This is a genomic window from Bacillus sp. FSL M7-0307, from assembly GCF_038627835.1.
Classification (GTDB): domain Bacteria; phylum Bacillota; class Bacilli; order Bacillales; family Bacillaceae; genus Bacillus; species Bacillus altitudinis.
In genome coordinates, this window is record NZ_CP152023.1 from 3,458,170 (window position 1) to 3,475,581 (window position 17,412).

Sequence of the window (17,412 nt, forward strand, 5' to 3'; positions counted from 1 at the left end):
GAGAAAGCCATGTTTTTATACAATTTTTTGCGTAAGTATGATGAAGTGCTTTAATGAAAAAAAGTCTCCCATAAACCGAACATTTTTTCACAAGCAACATTTATTTTTTGCAAAAATGAACGACAGTTCCGATTGAGTTTATCCTCTTTCTATTGACAACTGTAAGACTAAGTATAATCATATGAAAATGGTTGATGTGATAAATGTGATCATTAGCACCACATAAACCTTCTTAAAAATTAAATAGCCAATAACTCCCCAAGCTAAATACAACAACGGCAATGTGAATAACACAAGACCCATGGGTTGAAGATCTTGTAAGTAAATATACTCCACTCTCCTATACAGCTATCTTATAACTTCCATGCTTGTCATTTCCCAATCTTTATCAGATTTTAGTGATATCTCTTTAGATTCCTTGCTTTCAATATTATATTCAATAATTCTGCCAATAACTCCATTCTTATCTCTCTCAAACATTCTTACCAATGCATAAATCTTGTCGTCTAAAATCTTAGCCTCTTCTAAACGTTCGTCATCTGATTTAAAATTAAGTGGAATCTTTTCAGAAGATATCTCTTTGAGGTCTCTGTTGAATGTCTTAATTTCTCCTTCATAGGAGACTATCGTTACTTTATCATCGTCTACGTTTGTCTTGTAGATAGTGAATCCTTTATCCATTACTATTTCTCTTTTCTTATCGAGAGTTTTTTTGTCGAGTACAACCAACATAGACTCCTGTTTACTGTCAACGCCATCGTTTAAGGCAAGTATTAACTCTTCGTTGTTTAATGACTTCAAAGACTCATTATTGTCAGGGAAGAATACTGAGTCTACGTCTAACTTTTTTCGTTTTTCTTTATGGGTTTTAGGATTTATTGAAGACATTGTTACACTTTCATCATTACTGAGAATGGCATAGATTTTTTTGTCTTCAAATATAGCTGTTGTTAATTCTCCTTCTAATTCAACTTGATTTTTATCGTTGTCATCTTCATTCCAGTATACTAATTCTCCTACTAAGCCATTCTCTGTAAAGCCAACGTTAATGTCGTGTAGAACATAACCATTAGAGTAGTTAATAAAGAATGCACCCTCGTCATCTGTAGATTTTGAAAGTGATTTTGTATTCAAAGGCTCTACCTTGCCAGTCTTCTTATTTAAAGACACATGGTAATTAGACCTATTAGATGAAAAGTAGATATTATTATTGCTTTGAGTAGAAGAAGTAAATCCTACGCAGTCTTTCATTGTCATACTCGACAATTTCTTTCCTTTATCGTTGTAGTTGACCATCTCGCATCCTCTGTCCATTGCCTGTGAATATATGATAGCAAATTTACTATCTTTCATATGGCTCAATTCTCCCTTAGGAGAGTCCCCCGCAGCCTCCTCTTTTTTTGAACATGCTGAACAAACAAGTGCTATGGCGCAAGCAAATAAAAATAACTTAAAGTATTTCATTCAATCATCTCTCCAATTACTTTTTAGCGTGGTCCACATTTACCCCATATTATTAGTTAATATGGATTATGTAAACATAAATAGAATTTTAAGGATATTTTAATATGTAATGAATTGACATGTTAATTTTGAGTGAATTTTTAAATTAAAAAAGAGACTATTCGTAATAGTCTCTTTTTCACACACGTACATTTTCTTATTGTCCTACTCGATCCAACATCTTGATGACTCTCTCTTAATGACAACCTGTTTCCTCTAATTCTCTCTTGAAACATCAATGTCTAGGAGTGGCTTCTTTTTTCTTTAGAATTAGCCAAGGCGTAGACATTTTCTCTGCTTGTTTAGTAGATCAAAAACCTGCTTCTTTTTGCAATTGCCACGTCTTCAATTTAAGCTTCGTTTCATTTCTACCACTGATGGAGATTGATTTATTTCCCGGGGAAGGAAAGTAACGTGCAGTAAATACTTCCCGGCCTCCGTTGACAAAAATCTCAATCGATGATGCATCAATAAAAATATGCAGATCCTGTAGTTCCTCAATTTCTACTTCACGAACTTCCTTTGTTCGATCTTCAAATCGATCTCTCTCTAACGTTAGTTTGCCATCATCTTTATCATAAATGATACGAGCAGCAGCACGAATACAGCATTCAAACCCTTTTTGTGTTTCAATTTGATCAATGAATACCTCTGCGCTCGTCAAATCTTCAACAGGAATGGAATGAACAGATCGTTTAACGTGAAAAACATACTCCTGCTCATTTGTCCGCATAGATCGAAGTTCACTTACCGGCTGTTGAATAAGACGTCCTTCATCATCTAAACGAAGCTCTCTCGGAATCGTCAAGCAATGGATCCATTGATAAGAGATGGTTGGATGATGCTCTTCCCCTTGATCTGGTACACCCATCCATCCCATTAAAATGCGTCTGCCCGATTCATCTTGGAAAGTCTGCTGTGCATAAAAGTCAAAGCCACGATCCAGCTCCTCAAACGCTCCATGTGTATATTGGTAGGTACGATCATCCAATGTACCAACAAAATAACCAGATTGATGTGTATTGTTGTATTTGAATCCATCAGGCTTCAACCCCTGTGGTGACACGATCAATACATCCTGACCGTCTAATTCAAACAGATCTGGACATTCCCACATGTATCCGAAATGATCTAATCCATTCTTTCCACTGCCTGCAATAATGCCTTGAAACGTCCAATTGTCTAATGTATCAGATGTGAATAAGACAAGATGTCCCTTGAGATCTTCACTTTGTGCTCCAAGGACCATGTACCACTTTCCATTCCGCTTCCACACCTTCGGGTCACGAAAATGTGCAGTAAATCCGGCTGGCAAAGTCGCCACGACACCTTTTTTCTCAAAATGAACCCCATCCTCTGAAACAGCTAAACATTGATATGTCTCACGGTTCCCTTGCTCATCACGGACATTTCCGGTATACATCACATACATACGACCATCGTCAATGACTGCACTGCCAGAATAACAGCCATTTTGATCAAACCAATCACTTGGCGTGAGGGCAGCCTCTTCATGCTGCCAATTCACTAGATCGGTTGATGTGTAGTGACCCCAGAATTTTGCCCCATGTCCTGTTTTAAATGGCTGCCATTGATAAAACACATGGTAGACTCCCTTCCACTGAATCAATCCATTCGGGTCATTTAAAAGACCGACTGGCGGCATTAAATGGAAGTTCTGACGGTACACATCCTTTTTCACCAAATGCTCATAGTTTCGAATACGATCTGTTACCTTTTGACGAAGTGCTGCGTCCGTTGTTGTCATCACTGTGACCACTCCTTGATTATTTTTCGACTTCTTTGACTTTAAAGATGATGGTAAGAATAAATGAAACAGCAACAGCTATTAACATACCAATAACATAATTTACCACATTTTGTAAACCAAATGGAGCTGCAATGGCAATCATCGGAATCCCTGTTAAACCATAAGCGTTGGCGGCTACCTTCGTGAAGACGACAAACGCCCCGCCTAATGCACCTCCGATCATTGCAGCAATAAATGGCTTACGATAACGAAGATTCACACCGAATATGACCGGCTCTGTAATACCTAAGAAAGCAGAAAATGCTGCTGGTAATGCAATTTCTTTCGTTTTTGCACGCTTTGCTAAGAAAAAGACCGCCAGCCCTGCTCCGCCTTGAGCGACGTTGGACATGGCCCAGATCGGCAGCAAATAATTCCGTCCAATATCATTTAGAAGTCCTGCCTCAATCGCATGGAAGCTATGATGAACACCTGTCAGTACAATTAAAGAATAAGCACCTCCGAAAATCAGTCCAGCTAAGAATCCTGCATGATCATAAACATAAGTGAGTGCATTTGAGATTCCTGTACCGAGCATTCTCCCTAGCGGTCCTACAGCAATAAACGTCACAAATCCAGTCACAATCACCGTCACAAACGGTGTCACAAGTAAATCAATACTGTTCGGCACAACTTTTCTTAAATTCTTTTCAATCACGCACATGATATACACAGTTAATAACACGGGAATGACCGTTCCTTGGTAACCAAGAAGCGCAATATCAAAGTTGAATAGATGCATATATTCTGGTTTTGCGTCTGTCAGTCCCCATGGATTCAGCAAGCTCGGGTGAATCATAATGCCCCCAATGACGGCTCCTAAATATGGATTTCCACCAAACTCTTTGGCTGCACTAACCCCAATTAAAATCGGTAAAATGATAAAGGCAGCACTTGAGAACATATCTAGCATTTGGAAGATGGCAGAGCTTGGATCAGCCCATTTGAAGGCTTTCATCATGCCTAATAGGCCCATTAATAAACCGCTTGCTACAATTGCTGGAATGATTGGTACAAAAATATTCGATAGCGTCTTGGCAAAACGTGCAAGTGGATTCATTTTTTGCTTCACGGCTTCATCATGGCTGGCAGGTTTTTGATTCTCGTCGTCTGCCTCAAGACCCGTCTCACGAGCAAAAGGCTCATATACTTTGTTGACAGAACCTGTTCCAAATATGATCTGGAATTGACCCGAGCTTGAGAAGGCACCCTTCACACCCTCAAGTTCTTCAATGGCATCTTTGTCAATCAACGCCTCATCTTTCATCACCAATCGGAGTCGTGTGGCACAATGTGTTGCGCTAATGACATTTTCTTTGCCGCCTAATAATGTTGTTAATTCTTTGGCTGTTTTTTGATAATCCATGTTGTCTCCCCCTTTTTTTAAAACAAAAAAGACCTAAAATTCACCAACGATGAAAGGACATACACGTCCCCTCGTTACGCAAATTTTAGGTCTTGCCTGCCTGACAGTCACAATCCCACGATATTGGTTTTTGATTACGCTTTCATCATAGTATAAGAGCGTGACCTGCGTCAACCTATTTTTTCGAATCAAATGACCCATATACACTAATTAGAGTAGTGTGCATAAAAAAAAGCCTGCGGACAGGCACAACCTTTACACCAATTCGGCATCCTGCAGACGCTGGACATGCAGCGTGATGTAGCCGATCTCCGATTTAGGGAGATGAAGTCCATATTCTTTTTTCAACAAATCAGCCAGTCCAAGTGCACACCGGTAAGCCGAGTCATACTTTGTTTGGATAAAAGTCAGCATGTCATCGTCCATGATTTGAAATGCTTCATTCGATTCCAACCTGCCTAATGCATACCTCAAATGTGTCACAAGCCGCTGATATGAAATACTATCCTCATCAATCGAGCGCTCAAAAACGCTTTCGATATGCTCGATCATTTCTTTGATCATCGTTGTGTATTTGACCGTCTTCTTCATGGACTCCGTATTCATTTTGGCCGTATGAATATGAAGTGCCACATACCCTGCCTCATCGTCCGGCAGGTCAACCCCAAGCCGCTCCTTTACATAACGAATGGCATACTTTCCAATATCATATTCCTGCTTATATAAGACTTTGATCTCACCAAGCAATTTATTATATAAGACAATGCCTTTTTGAACGCGTTCAATGGCAAAGGATAAATGATCTGTCAGTGAAATGTGGATATGATCACTGAGCGGCATCATGAGTTCACCCTCTGCATAACTAATAATATGCTCTGCCACCTCAATATGCGCTTCTGGCAATGTCGCAAGAATTTGTTTGAATTTCTCATTTTCTTCACGCACAACAAAAATCTTCTCTATTTTTTGAACGGGAACGACGTCATTTTTCCCCTTCTGAAAAGCAATTCCGGGCCCCATCACAATTTTCTCCTGATCACCCTCCTTTACAACCACTGCATTGTTATTCAATATTTTATATATCTTCAAGGGGCATCCTCTCCCACAGATAACGTGTCTTATGTGGGATTTTACCCTGTTTCAACTTTTCTGTAAAGATAAGAACGGACCGGCACGAGCCTCTCTCGTTGTCTTTTCATAAAGCATCATCAGACTTTCTTGAAACGGCTTTTCTATCCTGCGCTTCTTCTTCTTTTCAACTGCCAGTTTCTCTAGCTTTCTCTCATTCACCGCAAGAAAGAATCCTCCATCCACTGCTGTCACTTTCACCCCTTGCTTCTTCAGCAGCTCACCAGGATTCACAAGCACATTCATCACAAAACCAAACCATACACTCAACCAGTTCTTCCATTTCTTCACTGAACATCCCTCCGATTTACTTAGAATCTAGCAGTTCTAGCAAATTAACTGTTCCTATCATATCCCGAGAAAAAAGAGAGGTTTGTCACAATCTGGGTGAAAAAACGAACTAGTTTTCAGAAGTTTTGTTGAAAAGTGCAGAAGATGATCATGTTCCACAATGTTTCTATGAAAATTTTATACACACACTATCCCAAAGATAAGCACATCTTATCAACAGGGTTTATCCACATATCAACACCCTCTTACTAGATTTTGTGTATGAGATTTTTTTATTTTCCATATATATATCTGAATAATCGAGTTATCAACAGATTATTGTGCATAAGTGTGACTTTATAAACAAAATAGTTCTTTATGACTATGTAAAATAAGACCATTTTAGTAAAGGAATTGGTTTCATCGTATGGAATACTTAATAACGGGCAGTGAATCTTTCCTATTTATCCACAAAAAGAAAGGCTATCTCCCTAAATACACAGCTAGAAAGGGGAAAATTAATTGAAAAAAGTAATCTCTCGTTCTTCTGTTCTATTGTTCTCCACTATTTTTACCTTATCCACATTCTTTTCAGGTCAGGCTGCTGCCGCTCCATCGAACAAACAGGTGGAACTGGAAAAAGCAGAAATCTTCGGCGAAATCAATGTTAAGTCTAGAAAACACACCACTGTCATTGTTGAATTAAAGGAAAAATCCTTAGTTGAAGCCAAGCAAGAAGGCGAAGCACAAACAAAGGCCTCCCTCAAAAAATCTCGAACGAAAGTAAAGAATGCAGCACTCAAAAAGCTAGATAAAGCGAGTGTTCATCAAGAATATGAAAAAGTCTTCTCTGGTTTCTCTATGAAACTTCCTGCAAACGAAATCCCGAAACTGCTCGCAGTTGACGGAGTAAAAGCCGTTTATCCGGATGTTACATATCAAACAGATGAAGTGAAAAAGAAAAGCGTCCAGCTTCCTAATGAGGATGTCTCTCCACTCATGGATAAAAGCGCCCCATTTATCGGTGCCCCAAAAGCTTGGGATGCCGGCTACTCTGGAAAAGGAGTAAAAGTCGCTGTCATTGATACTGGAGTAGATTATACCCACCCTGATTTAAAAGGAAACTTCGGATTATACAAAGGCTATGACTTTGTTGATAATGACTATTCTCCACAAGAAACACCAAAAGGAGATCCTAGAGGCGAATCGACAGATCATGGTACACACGTCGCAGGAACAATTGCGGCAAATGGACAAATTAAAGGTGTCGCAAAAGATGCTACCCTTCTCGCCTACCGTGTCCTTGGACCAGGCGGATCAGGAACAACTGAAAATGTCCTTGCAGGCATCGACCGGGCTGTCACTGACGGAGCCGATGTCATGAACCTTTCTCTTGGAAACAGTGTGAATAACCCTGATTATGCAACAAGCATCGCACTTGATTGGGCTATGTCAGAAGGGGTTGTCGCTGTCACATCAAATGGAAACAGCGGGCCAAACAGCTGGACCGTTGGATCTCCTGGGACATCAAGAGATGCCATTTCTGTCGGAGCCACTCAGCTTCCGTACAGTCTATACAACGTGAAATTCCCGAACTATTCAACAGCAAAAGTGATGGGCTACTATCAAGAAAATGATTTAAAAGCACTTGACCAAAAACAAGTCACACTCGTCCAAGCAGGCATCGGTGACGAAAAAGCTTTTGAAAACATCGATGTCAAAGGAAAGGTGGCAGTGATTGAACGTGGAGCCATTGCCTTTGTTGATAAAGTGGACAATGCGAAAGCTGCTGGTGCGATCGGCGTTGTCATGTACAACAATACCGATGGAGAAATCCCTGTGGATGTACCAGGTCTGGCCCTTCCGACGATTAAGCTGTCAAAAGCGGAAGGAACAGCACTTGTTAAAGCCATTGAGGCTGGTAACAATACAACAACTTTCTCGATTCAATTTGTGAAAGAGTTAAGTGAACAAGTCGCTGACTTCTCATCTCGCGGACCTGTTGTCGATACGTGGATGATCAAACCAGATCTTTCAGCACCTGGCGTGAGTATTGTCAGCACCATTCCGACACACGATCCTTCTCAGCCATACGGCTATGGATCGAAGCAAGGAACAAGCATGGCATCTCCTCATGTAGCCGGAGTAGCAGCGATTATTAAACAAGCAAAACCATCGTATTCTACAGAGCAAATTAAAGCGCTGATGATGAATACAGCAGAAACATTGTATGACCCAAATGGCAGCCCGTTCCCTCACAATACGCAGGGCACAGGCAGCGTTCGAATCATCGAATCACTTCAAGCGTCTTCTATTGTGTCTGATGCAAGCTATTCGTACGGCACTTTCTTAAAAGAAAAGGGCGTTCAAATCAAAACGAAGAAGTTCAAGGTAGAAAACCTGTCAAAAGCACCGAAAACCTATACCATTGATTACAAGTTCGATGGCAACGGCATTAGCACAAACGGCACGAAAAAAATCACAGTAAAAGGGAATTCCACAGGGTCCTTTACTTCCGCAGTACAAGTGAATTATGGAAAAACGAAAAAAGGAACGTACCAAGGCAGTATCACCATTCGCGAAAATGGCAGAAAGGTCACTGAAATCCCTACTTTATTGATTGTAAAAGAGCCTGATTACCCGCGCGTCACTTCGGTTTCCGTAGAGCCGGATAACCGTGCTAGAAGCTATGTTATTAGCAGCTATCTCCCAGGCGGTGCTGAAAATCTTGCATTCCTCGTCTACTCGACAGATGGAGAGTATTTAGGTGAAGCAGGAGTTTATCAACATGTTGATAAAGGAGAGCATCGTGTGAAATGGAATGGCACGATCAATAAAGGACAGAAGTTAGAAGCAGGTGAGTATACAATGCTTGCGTATGCAAGCCTGAAAGGCAAATCAGATACGGTTCAAACGAAAGAACCATTCGATATTTATCCTGAATAAATAAGAATCACATAAAAAGCCTTGTATGAGCCCATCAGCTCAACAAGGCTTTTCTATCATGTATGGAGGAAAGAGAAATTCATGTTGATATGGCTATGGATCGTTTCTTTTATGACGGCTTTTTTTCTCACGATCACCTTGGTTTATTTTTTTACCTTTTTACATGCAAAACAGCCTCGTCCTTTTCATCAAGCATGTGAACTGACTGTCTATACCACCTGCATTTATCCGCTTAGCTTGGCGGTGACAGCTGCCTTTATTCTCACCATGATGCTCCTCTATCCCTTTTATTGGCTGCGCAGACGGTAAATTTACATATGTTATGCGTCAAAAGCTTCTTTTAATAAACGATACGATGTGAGACGGTCTTGCATGTGATGTGTGATGGTCACAGCGATCACTTCATCTGTACGATACGCCTTTGCGAGTGCTGTCAGCTGCTGCTTCACAGAAGATGGTGTGCCAACAACCATTCTCTGTCGATTGGCTGCTACTCGTTTTTGTTCATATGGACTGTAGGAATAGGCCTTTGCCTGTTCAAATGAAGGAAAGCCGCCAAGGTTCTGTCCTTGTTCGCTAGCTAATAATGATAAATCTAAGCTGACAGCCAATTTTTCTGCCTGTTCCTCTGTTTCTGCACATAAAACGAAGACCGCAAGACTGACACGCGGCTCATCACCAAATTCCGAAGGTTCAAATCGGCTGATATACTGCGACACAGAGTCTTCTCCGCCTTCTCCATTAATGAAAAGAGCAAACGTATAGCCTGCACCTGCTTTTGCGGCAAGCCGTGCACTTCCTCCAGAGGAACCTAACATCCATACCTCTGGGGCAGTTTCTACTTTCGGAGAAGCGGTCAAGTGAGGCAGCGGATAAAATTCATCGGCTAAATCATGTAAATACACCCTTAATTCTTCTACCTGCTCAGGGTATTGATCACCAAGTCGCTTCCGTTCTCCATGATGAAGGGCAATGGAGGAGATCGGCATACCTCCAGGAGCACGTCCAATGCCAAGATCGATTCTGCCCGGAGCCAAGGCTTCGAGCACTCTGAAGTTCTCTGCTACTTTATAGGCACTGTAGTGAGGAAGCATGACGCCGCCTGAGCCAATACGGATATGTGACGTCACAGCTGATAAATGACCGAGAAGCACCTCTGGACTCGATCCTGCGAGCCGGTTTGAAAAGTGATGCTCTGATACCCAAAATCGATGATAACCCCATTTCTCTGCCTGCTTCGCCAGCTCGACTGTTTGCTTCAGCGCCTCAGCAGGCGTCGCATCTCCAATCAAAGGAGATTGATCCAGTATACTTAATTTCATGATGTCGCACCTCTTACAGAAATCCCCCTCTCTCACTCGAAAGGGGGATTTCTGATTTATTTTCGATTAAAGCCCTTCTCTTTCACAAAATCTCCGAGGAAGGCACGTTTTGGCTGGCTAAAGCCTCGAAGCATTTGCTCAGACCATGTATCTTTTCTCTCACCGTTTGTTCGTTCTTCATAATATGATGAAATACGATCATCGTATTCTTTTAAATAACGATCCACATGAGCTTCGTCTTGCTGATATGTGTTTTCATGGTAGATCAGCTCAACGGGCAGCCGTTCCTTTTGAGATGATGGATTGGCAGGATGTCCTATGGCCAGGCCGAATAGCGGCAGCACATAGGAAGGCGTTTCAAGTAATTCTGATACTTCCTTCAGCTGATTACGCAGTCCGCCGATATAGCAGATGCCAAGTCCCATAGATTCTGCTGCGACACTGACATTTTGCGCAGCGAGCGCCGCATCAATCACACTGATAAGAAAGGCTTCAGTATTCTCAAGCGCTTCTTGATGGTTTTTCCCTGCTTTTTTTGCGATATAGTCGTGGCGTTTCAAGTCTGCACAGAAAACAAAAAAATGCCCATTCTTCTCAACGTATGGCTGATTTCCAGCCAGTTCAGCAAGCTTCGCCTTCTTCTCCTGATCTGTTACACCAATGATACTATACGCCTGTACATAGCTTGATGTCGAAGCAGCCTGCGCACTTTTGATAAGTGTCAGCACTTCTTCGTCTGTCAGACGCTCATCTGTAAACGAACGGATGGACCGATGATTCAAGATGGTTTCTATCGTTTTATTCAATTCGAAGACCTCCTTCACTCCTACTATCATAAGTCAAATGAACATTGCTTTTCAAAAGTTAGAACTCACGCCAAAAAGGCAGCCTACGCTTAGACTGCCCTTTACCCGTTTTATTTAAATAAATAACTTTGATATTTCGTTAACTGAACACTTGCATTATAGGCGATACCAAATCCAATAAGAACTGATAAAACAGAGCTTCCCCCGAAGCTGATGAATAAGAGTGGTATCCCCGTTACAGGCATGACGCCTATGTTCATGCCAATGTTCTGGAATGTATGGATGACAATCAATGCTGTATATCCTACACAGAAAAATGACGCAAACCGGCTATAAGGATGGATACGGTCAATCAACACAACAAGCCTGTAAATCAGGAAGAAGAACATGATCACCACAAATGCGCAGCCGACAAAACCAAAGGCTTCCCCTATGATAGAGAAAATCATATCTGTCTGTGCTTCTGGAACATAAACTTTTAAGTTTTTAACACCGTTCCCGAATATTTGTCCTGCCCCAATTGCCATAATGGCCTGCTCGACTTGATATTTATCAGATCCAGATGCATCCTGTGTCTGGGCTTGGTTGGCTGTCGAAGAACTATCAGGCAGCCAAGCGGTAATCCGGTTGATCTGATACTGCTGAATCCCGATCTTTTGTGCGAAATCAGGGAATAGAATAATCACGGCTAACACAGCGGCAACTAAGAGCACAACCACTGAACCGATGAGAGAGATCAATTTCCAGTTGACCCCTGATAAAAAGACCATGACAACGACAATAAACATACATACCGCAGCCGTACCTGCATCTTGCAAAAAGATGAGTCCGACTGGTACAGCAGCCACGCCGGCAATTTTTAATAGTAGGAAAATATCATCTTCTAATGTTCGTTTTCCTCTTGGGGTTGCCTTCCCAATGACAGAGGCGAGCATCATAATCAAACCAATTTTCATGAACTCTGAAGGCTGAAATGTTCCAATTCCCGGTAACACAAACCAACTTTTTGCACCATTTTTAATTGGAGCAAAATCATGACCTGCAATTTGTGCAGGGGCAATTTTCAAAAGAATTAAGAGCATAATGCCGCCTATAAAAATATATAAGCTCAACTTTTCTAATTGTTCCAGATCGAAGTAATTAATAGCCACAATACAGATGACCCCGACCATGTAGTAAATGATCTGTCTGGTCCATGCATTAGATCCATATTGCCCAAACTGTCCCGCAGCATAAATAGCGATGACACTGATGGCAAAGAAGGCTAAAAATATAAAAATCAAATCTCCCTGATAGTAAGGAGATGTATTCTGCTTGTTCATGAACTAACCACCCTTATTACAAAACATAAAAGCCCTTATTTATATTAGATTGAAATTTTCACAAAAGCAACTCACCTTAAATATGACGGAAGTGACACCTGAAAGGTTCCATTCTATTTTCAAAAAATGAAATACTTTTCATCCTAACAATAGGAAAAAATTCCTTTCCACTCTATCATGACAACCGATCATAAGTCCTTTAAAAAGATTATTTTACAGATTTTAAGGGGAAAATTCAATGACTTATGTGGCGATATGAAAGGTGAACATCTTGCCAGCATAAGCTTAACTGAGGTATAAGAAAAAAAACAAATTCTGCGGAATAAGGCCCATTTTCCAATTATTGAGTTTACTTCAAAGTCAATTGTGGTATAATATTTGTAACAAAATGTTCACAATATCTCCTAAAAACAGACACAATTGCATCCTGACCTCTCATTTGAATTTGGACATCAACTTACAAAGGAGTTGGATACGATGGATATGTTCTTTGCGTACCTATGTATTGCAACAGCTACACCCCTGTTTTTATGGTTGGAAAACAGAAAGATTGCATTAGCATCTATTCCACCCATCATGATTATGTGGATTTTCTTCGGTCTTTACATGACAAGCAGTTTATCTCCAGCAGGACATACCTTCATGATCGCATTCTTTGCCATTAACGTGATTCTGGCTCATATTGCAGCTTTCCTCATCTATGGACTTCCATTCATTCGCAAAAGATTCAGTAGCAGATAGATATTGCATCATCAATTGGAAGCGTTATCACAATCAGCATAAAAACCACTCATCTATGAAAGATGAGTGGTTTTTTATTATTTCTCTGAATGCTCAGACTGCTTTGGCGCAGATGGTGAATAACCGTCTTTGCTGTTCTCTCCATGGCTGTAGTGAGCCGCGAAGATCCAAACAGACCCGATGACGAAAATGATCGCACAGAACAGACCAAACAAAGTATTTCCGACTTGAACAGTCCCGTTCTCACTCTCTGTCATGTGCATGAACATGAACAGCTGCAAGAATGCTTGAATGAAGGCAAAACCAAAGATAATCCATAGTTTTGCGGAACTGCCAATTTCAGCTCCGATAGCAATCCAGAATGCTAAGATGGTTAGCACAATGGAGAGAATGAAGCCGACTACGTGTTTCCAAGGGAAGTGTTCGTGCTCTGCTGAGGAATGTGTTTTTCCAGCCATATCACAAAAGCCCCCCTAATCCGATCAAGTACACAGCTGTGAAGATGAAAATCCATACAACATCAAGGAAATGCCAGTATAGACTTGAGATAAAGATCTTCGCTGCTGTTTGTGGTGTTAATCCACGTTTTTTAATTTGGAACAAGACGCCCGTAATCCAGAAGATACCAATGGATACGTGTAATCCGTGAGTTCCTAAAAGAACAAAGAATGCAGACCAGTATGCACTTGTATGGATGCTCGCACCCTCATGTACATAATGGAAGAATTCGAAAATCTCAAAACCAACGAAGCCTGCACCTAGAAGCAGTGTCAGAATCGTCCAAATGACAACCCCTTTTGTACTTCCACGGCGCATTTCATGAACGGCAATCCCGCATGTAAATGAACTCACCAATAGCAGGAATGTCATGATCAATACAAGCTTCATATCAAATAGCTCAGCTGGCAAAACGCCGCCAGCTGTTCTGCCATGAAGAACAAAGTAGGTCGCAAAAAGTGTTGAGAATAACACGATTTCCGCGCCAAGGAATATCCAAAAACCAAGGATGTTTAAACGTCCTGTTTCAGACTGATATTCAAGCGGTGCATTTGCATAGCTGCTATCATTATGTCCCATTACTTCTGCGCCTCCTTATTCTTTTTCTCTGTTTCAATCACTTCTTCAACAGGAATATAGTAGCCATCGTCATATTCAAATGAACGTAAAATCATTGTTGCGAATACACCAATTAAGCCGATAACGCCAATCCAGTACCATTCAAATACAAGACCGAATGCACCAAGTCCGAAGAATGCAGACATGATCAGCGGTCTGCCTGAATTGTGCGGCATGTGAATTTTCTTGAATTCTTTTTCAGGATGAACGTCTACATTGTTTTGCTTCCAATGATGGAATGCATCTGGTGACGTCACTTCTGGAAGTGCTGCAAAGTTATAATGCGGCGGAATTGCAGAAGATGTCGCCCAGTCAAGCGTACGTCCTTCTCCCCAGCTGTCTCCAGACACTTCACGTTTCGCATGTCTCCAGCTGTAGTAAATGTTATAGCAAAGGATGATGAATCCGATACCCATCATGAACGCACCAATTGTTGAAATAAAGTTTAGTGCAGTCCAGCCATCTTCTGGTCCATACGTATAAATACGTCTTGGCATTCCTTGCAGTCCTAAGAAGTACTGCGGGAAGAAACAGATGTTAAATCCGATCATGAATACCCAGAAGAACCATTTGCCGATTCGTTCGTTTAACTTGTAACCAAACATTTTCGGATACCAGAAAACAAGACCTGCAAAACAAGCAAATACAGTACCTGCGATTAATACATAGTGGAAGTGGGATACTAAGAAGTACGTGTTATGGTACTGGTAATCCGCAGCTGCCATCGCAAGCATAACCCCAGTCACACCACCGATTACGAAGTTCGGGATGAAACCAAGTGCCCAAAGCATTGGGGATGTAAAACTGATACGGCCTCGATACATTGTAAAGAGCCAGTTAAAGATTTTCACACCTGTTGGTACAGAAATCGCCATTGTTGTGATCGAGAAGAATGAGTTAACCGCTGCACTGTTCCCCATTGTAAAGAAGTGGTGAACCCACACAAGGAAACTAAGAACAGAGATTGCCACAATCGATACAACCATCGCTTTGTAACCAAACAACTGCTTTCTTGAGAACGTCGCAAAGATTTCTGAGAAAATACCGAAAGCTGGCAGGATAACGATATATACCTCAGGATGTCCCCAAATCCAGAAAAGGTTCGCCCAAAGCATTGGCATACCGCCCGCTTCGAGTGTAAAGAATGCTGAACCGAATAAACGATCGAATGTCATAAGTGCTAAAGCAACTGTTAAAACAGGGAATGCGAAAACGATAATGACAGACGTGATCAATGTTGTCCATGTAAACATCGGCATACGCATAAGCGTCATACCTTTGGTACGCATTTTTAAGATGGTCACCATGAAGTTAATACCTGTCATTAGTGTACCAATACCTGCAATTTGGAGCCCGAGCAAGTAGTAGTTCTGTCCAGGTCCTGGTGAGAAATCATTTCCGGCGAGCGGCATGTAACTCGTCCAGCCTGCACTTGGTGATCCTCCAATAACGAAGGAAATGTTGAACAGCATTGCTCCGACCATAAATGTCCAGAAGCTCAAGTTGTTCAAATACGGGAATGCAACGTCACGTGCACCAATTTGAAGAGGAACCACGACGTTGATTAAACCAATTAAGAATGGCATCGCCATGAATAAAATCATGATCGTACCATGCGTTGTGAAAATTTCATTATAGTGGTTTGAATCTAAAAACGTATTATTAGGAAGCGCCAGCTGCGCGCGCATCATCAGTCCGTCTACCCCACCGCGGAAGAACATAATCACAGCAGCAAGGATATACATGATTCCAAGCTTTTTATGATCAACTGATGTCAGCCATTCTTTCCAGAGCCATTTCCACTTTTTGAAGTAGGTTAAAACAAACACAATGGCAATGGAAGTAAGAGCGATAGAAATTTGCGCACCAAGAATTAATGGGTCTCCAGTTACAAAAAACTCATCCCATTTTAAATGCATAACGGCCTCCTCCTTTCCTTAGTCAGTTTATTCGTTTTCTAGTTTTCTTTTATAGTTCTTCACATTCTCGAAAGGATCTGTCTTGGAATGCGGAGAAACTGATTGGTAACCTAAACGTTTGCGTGCTTGGAGTGCATATTCAGAATCCTCTCCGTGCTTCGCAAAAGATAAATGTGTTGATGAGAATGTCTGCACATCTGCAGCATCAGGAAGCATCAAGTAGTCATACGTTTTCTTCGTTAACTTTGGTGCTTCTTTTTTCGTTTTATTTACCCATTTATCATAGTCAGACTGCGTCATCGCATTGACTTTGAATTTTTGCTGAGCAAAGCCTTCGCCTGTGAAGTTGGCGTTTCTTCCTTCATATGTGCCTACTTCATCAGCTTGAAGATATTGTTCCATTTCCATTCCAGCCATCGCATACTTCTCCCCGCCTAGCTGAGGAATCCATAGTGATGCCATTGTATCAGCAGAAGTGATTTTAAATAAAACCGGCTGATCTTTTGGAATGTTTAAGTAGTTCACTGTTTCAATATTTTCCTCTGGATAGCTGAAGATCCATTTCCAATCAACTGCTGTAGCATAAACGACAAGTGGATCTTTATGACTTGTTGCTTGAGGCGCCTCTTCCAAAGAGTAAATGGTTTTTACAGTTGGAACTGAAAGGGCAGCAACGATTAATATTGGGATCACTGTCCAGACAACTTCTAGAAGCGTATTCCCGTGTAGTTCTGGGTTATAAGAGGCGTTTCCAACGTCCTTACGCTCACGGTATTTAACCAAAATGATGGTAAACAGTACAAATACCGCACCAACGATAAAGAGCATGAATCCAATAGATAAAAGGATTAAGTCTTTTTGTTGTGCTGCGACTGGTCCTTTAGGATCTAAAACAGCGATATTGCTGCAACCTCCTAATACAAAAACACTCACGAGCATCGCTAATAAAAGCATAGGTTTAATGGCTCTGAACAAGAAGATCACCATCCTTCCTTAAATAATGTATAAATTGCTGAATAATTGTGAAAAGCCATCTGCCTTCGAAAACTTTTCTTCCCTTTGTAATGCTATCAAAATCTGTTGGAGTTAGCTTCCCTTTTTTCAAAAGTTCATTTATTTTTCAACAGATTTCTATTAAAATGTCATAAATTCGACATAAATAT

General features: G+C 41.1%; 16 protein-coding genes. 3 read left to right on the forward strand and 13 right to left on the reverse strand.

What is annotated here, in order from left to right; translation table 11 throughout:
* Nucleotides 1-177 precede the first annotated feature (177 nt).
* The 6 genes from MHI41_RS17725 to MHI41_RS17750 all read right to left on the reverse strand — a co-directional run bounded on the left by MHI41_RS17725 (nucleotide 178) and on the right by MHI41_RS17750 (nucleotide 6,098).
* Complete coding sequence (locus MHI41_RS17725; protein WP_073413072.1) at nucleotides 178-303, reverse strand: DUF2651 family protein; 126 nt, start codon at nucleotides 301-303, stop codon at nucleotides 178-180.
* A gap of 45 nt (nucleotides 304-348) precedes the next feature.
* A complete protein-coding gene (locus MHI41_RS17730; RefSeq protein WP_342494367.1) occupies nucleotides 349-1,464 on the reverse strand; it encodes a hypothetical protein in 1,116 nt (371 codons plus the stop codon).
* Between the two features lie 349 nt (nucleotides 1,465-1,813).
* Nucleotides 1,814-3,271 carry a sucrose-6-phosphate hydrolase gene (locus MHI41_RS17735; protein ID WP_342494368.1) on the reverse strand — a complete coding sequence of 486 codons (1,458 nt, stop codon included), beginning with the start codon at nucleotides 3,269-3,271 and terminating at the stop codon, nucleotides 1,814-1,816.
* Between the two features lie 19 nt (nucleotides 3,272-3,290).
* Nucleotides 3,291-4,679, reverse strand: a complete 1,389-nt coding sequence (locus MHI41_RS17740; protein ID WP_007497804.1) for a sucrose-specific PTS transporter subunit IIBC — start codon at nucleotides 4,677-4,679, stop codon at nucleotides 3,291-3,293.
* Nucleotides 4,680-4,934: 255 nt separating this feature from the next.
* Nucleotides 4,935-5,768 carry a PRD domain-containing protein gene (locus MHI41_RS17745; RefSeq protein ID WP_008345476.1) on the reverse strand — a complete coding sequence of 278 codons (834 nt, stop codon included), beginning with the start codon at nucleotides 5,766-5,768 and terminating at the stop codon, nucleotides 4,935-4,937.
* Between the two features lie 51 nt (nucleotides 5,769-5,819).
* Nucleotides 5,820-6,098, reverse strand: a complete 279-nt coding sequence (locus MHI41_RS17750) for a hypothetical protein (RefSeq protein ID WP_017368279.1) — start codon at nucleotides 6,096-6,098, stop codon at nucleotides 5,820-5,822.
* A gap of 501 nt (nucleotides 6,099-6,599) precedes the next feature.
* Here MHI41_RS17750 and MHI41_RS17755 point away from each other — a divergent pair.
* Nucleotides 6,600-9,023 (forward strand): S8 family serine peptidase, encoded by a 2,424-nt coding sequence (locus MHI41_RS17755; protein WP_282833298.1) that lies wholly within the window; start codon nucleotides 6,600-6,602, stop codon nucleotides 9,021-9,023.
* An 81-nt stretch (nucleotides 9,024-9,104) separates the two neighbouring features.
* The gene (locus tag MHI41_RS17760) at nucleotides 9,105-9,332 is read left to right on the forward strand and encodes a hypothetical protein (protein WP_017360133.1); all 228 of its coding nucleotides are present in this window, start codon (nucleotides 9,105-9,107) and stop codon (nucleotides 9,330-9,332) included.
* An 11-nt stretch (nucleotides 9,333-9,343) separates the two neighbouring features.
* On the opposite strand, the gene MHI41_RS17765 is transcribed toward MHI41_RS17760, so the two are convergent.
* The 3 genes from MHI41_RS17765 to MHI41_RS17775 all read right to left on the reverse strand — a co-directional run bounded on the left by MHI41_RS17765 (nucleotide 9,344) and on the right by MHI41_RS17775 (nucleotide 12,473).
* Nucleotides 9,344-10,348 carry an LLM class flavin-dependent oxidoreductase gene (locus MHI41_RS17765; protein ID WP_301232169.1) on the reverse strand — a complete coding sequence of 335 codons (1,005 nt, stop codon included), beginning with the start codon at nucleotides 10,346-10,348 and terminating at the stop codon, nucleotides 9,344-9,346.
* Nucleotides 10,349-10,401: 53 nt separating this feature from the next.
* Nucleotides 10,402-11,151 (reverse strand): oxygen-insensitive NADPH nitroreductase, encoded by a 750-nt coding sequence (nfsA, locus tag MHI41_RS17770; RefSeq protein WP_008345486.1) that lies wholly within the window; start codon nucleotides 11,149-11,151, stop codon nucleotides 10,402-10,404.
* A gap of 110 nt (nucleotides 11,152-11,261) precedes the next feature.
* Entirely contained in the window at nucleotides 11,262-12,473 is a 1,212-nt protein-coding gene (locus MHI41_RS17775) for an FtsW/RodA/SpoVE family cell cycle protein (RefSeq protein WP_008345489.1), read from the reverse strand.
* A 477-nt stretch (nucleotides 12,474-12,950) separates the two neighbouring features.
* Between MHI41_RS17775 and MHI41_RS17780 the strand changes: the two genes are divergently transcribed.
* Nucleotides 12,951-13,214, forward strand: coding sequence for a spore morphogenesis/germination protein YwcE (locus tag MHI41_RS17780; RefSeq protein WP_008345491.1), 264 nt, complete (start codon nucleotides 12,951-12,953; stop codon nucleotides 13,212-13,214).
* A 77-nt stretch (nucleotides 13,215-13,291) separates the two neighbouring features.
* On the opposite strand, the gene qoxD is transcribed toward MHI41_RS17780, so the two are convergent.
* The 4 genes from qoxD to qoxA are packed head-to-tail and all read right to left on the reverse strand — an operon-like array spanning nucleotide 13,292 to nucleotide 17,233.
* Nucleotides 13,292-13,672 (reverse strand): cytochrome aa3 quinol oxidase subunit IV, encoded by a 381-nt coding sequence (gene qoxD / locus MHI41_RS17785; protein ID WP_007497818.1) that lies wholly within the window; start codon nucleotides 13,670-13,672, stop codon nucleotides 13,292-13,294.
* Between the two features lies 1 nt (nucleotide 13,673).
* Nucleotides 13,674-14,291: a cytochrome aa3 quinol oxidase subunit III gene (gene qoxC, locus MHI41_RS17790; RefSeq protein ID WP_007497820.1), complete on the reverse strand. Its 618-nt coding sequence runs from the start codon at nucleotides 14,289-14,291 to the stop codon at nucleotides 13,674-13,676.
* On the reverse strand, nucleotides 14,291-16,249 hold the full coding sequence (qoxB, locus tag MHI41_RS17795) for a cytochrome aa3 quinol oxidase subunit I (protein WP_008345496.1): 1,959 nt from the start codon (nucleotides 16,247-16,249) through the stop codon (nucleotides 14,291-14,293). The genes qoxC and qoxB overlap by 1 nt, the downstream gene beginning before the upstream one ends.
* A 27-nt stretch (nucleotides 16,250-16,276) precedes the next feature.
* Nucleotides 16,277-17,233, reverse strand: a complete 957-nt coding sequence (qoxA, locus tag MHI41_RS17800) for a cytochrome aa3 quinol oxidase subunit II (protein WP_089374137.1) — start codon at nucleotides 17,231-17,233, stop codon at nucleotides 16,277-16,279.
* Between the last annotated feature and the right edge of the window lie 179 nt (nucleotides 17,234-17,412).

Coding starts and splice junctions, on each gene's coding strand:
- MHI41_RS17725 (WP_073413072.1), bottom strand. CDS start 303: ATGGGTCTTGTGTTATTCACATTGCCGTTGTTGTATTTAGCTTGGGGA.
- MHI41_RS17730 (WP_342494367.1), bottom strand. CDS start 1,464: ATGAAATACTTTAAGTTATTTTTATTTGCTTGCGCCATAGCACTTGTT.
- MHI41_RS17735 (WP_342494368.1), bottom strand. CDS start 3,271: ATGACAACAACGGACGCAGCACTTCGTCAAAAGGTAACAGATCGTATT.
- MHI41_RS17740 (WP_007497804.1), bottom strand. CDS start 4,679: ATGGATTATCAAAAAACAGCCAAAGAATTAACAACATTATTAGGCGGC.
- MHI41_RS17760 (WP_017360133.1), top strand. CDS start 9,105: ATGTTGATATGGCTATGGATCGTTTCTTTTATGACGGCTTTTTTTCTC.
- MHI41_RS17775 (WP_008345489.1), bottom strand. CDS start 12,473: ATGAACAAGCAGAATACATCTCCTTACTATCAGGGAGATTTGATTTTT.
- MHI41_RS17780 (WP_008345491.1), top strand. CDS start 12,951: ATGGATATGTTCTTTGCGTACCTATGTATTGCAACAGCTACACCCCTG.
- qoxD (WP_007497818.1), bottom strand. CDS start 13,672: ATGGCTGGAAAAACACATTCCTCAGCAGAGCACGAACACTTCCCTTGG.
- qoxC (WP_007497820.1), bottom strand. CDS start 14,291: ATGGGACATAATGATAGCAGCTATGCAAATGCACCGCTTGAATATCAG.
- qoxB (WP_008345496.1), bottom strand. CDS start 16,249: ATGCATTTAAAATGGGATGAGTTTTTTGTAACTGGAGACCCATTAATT.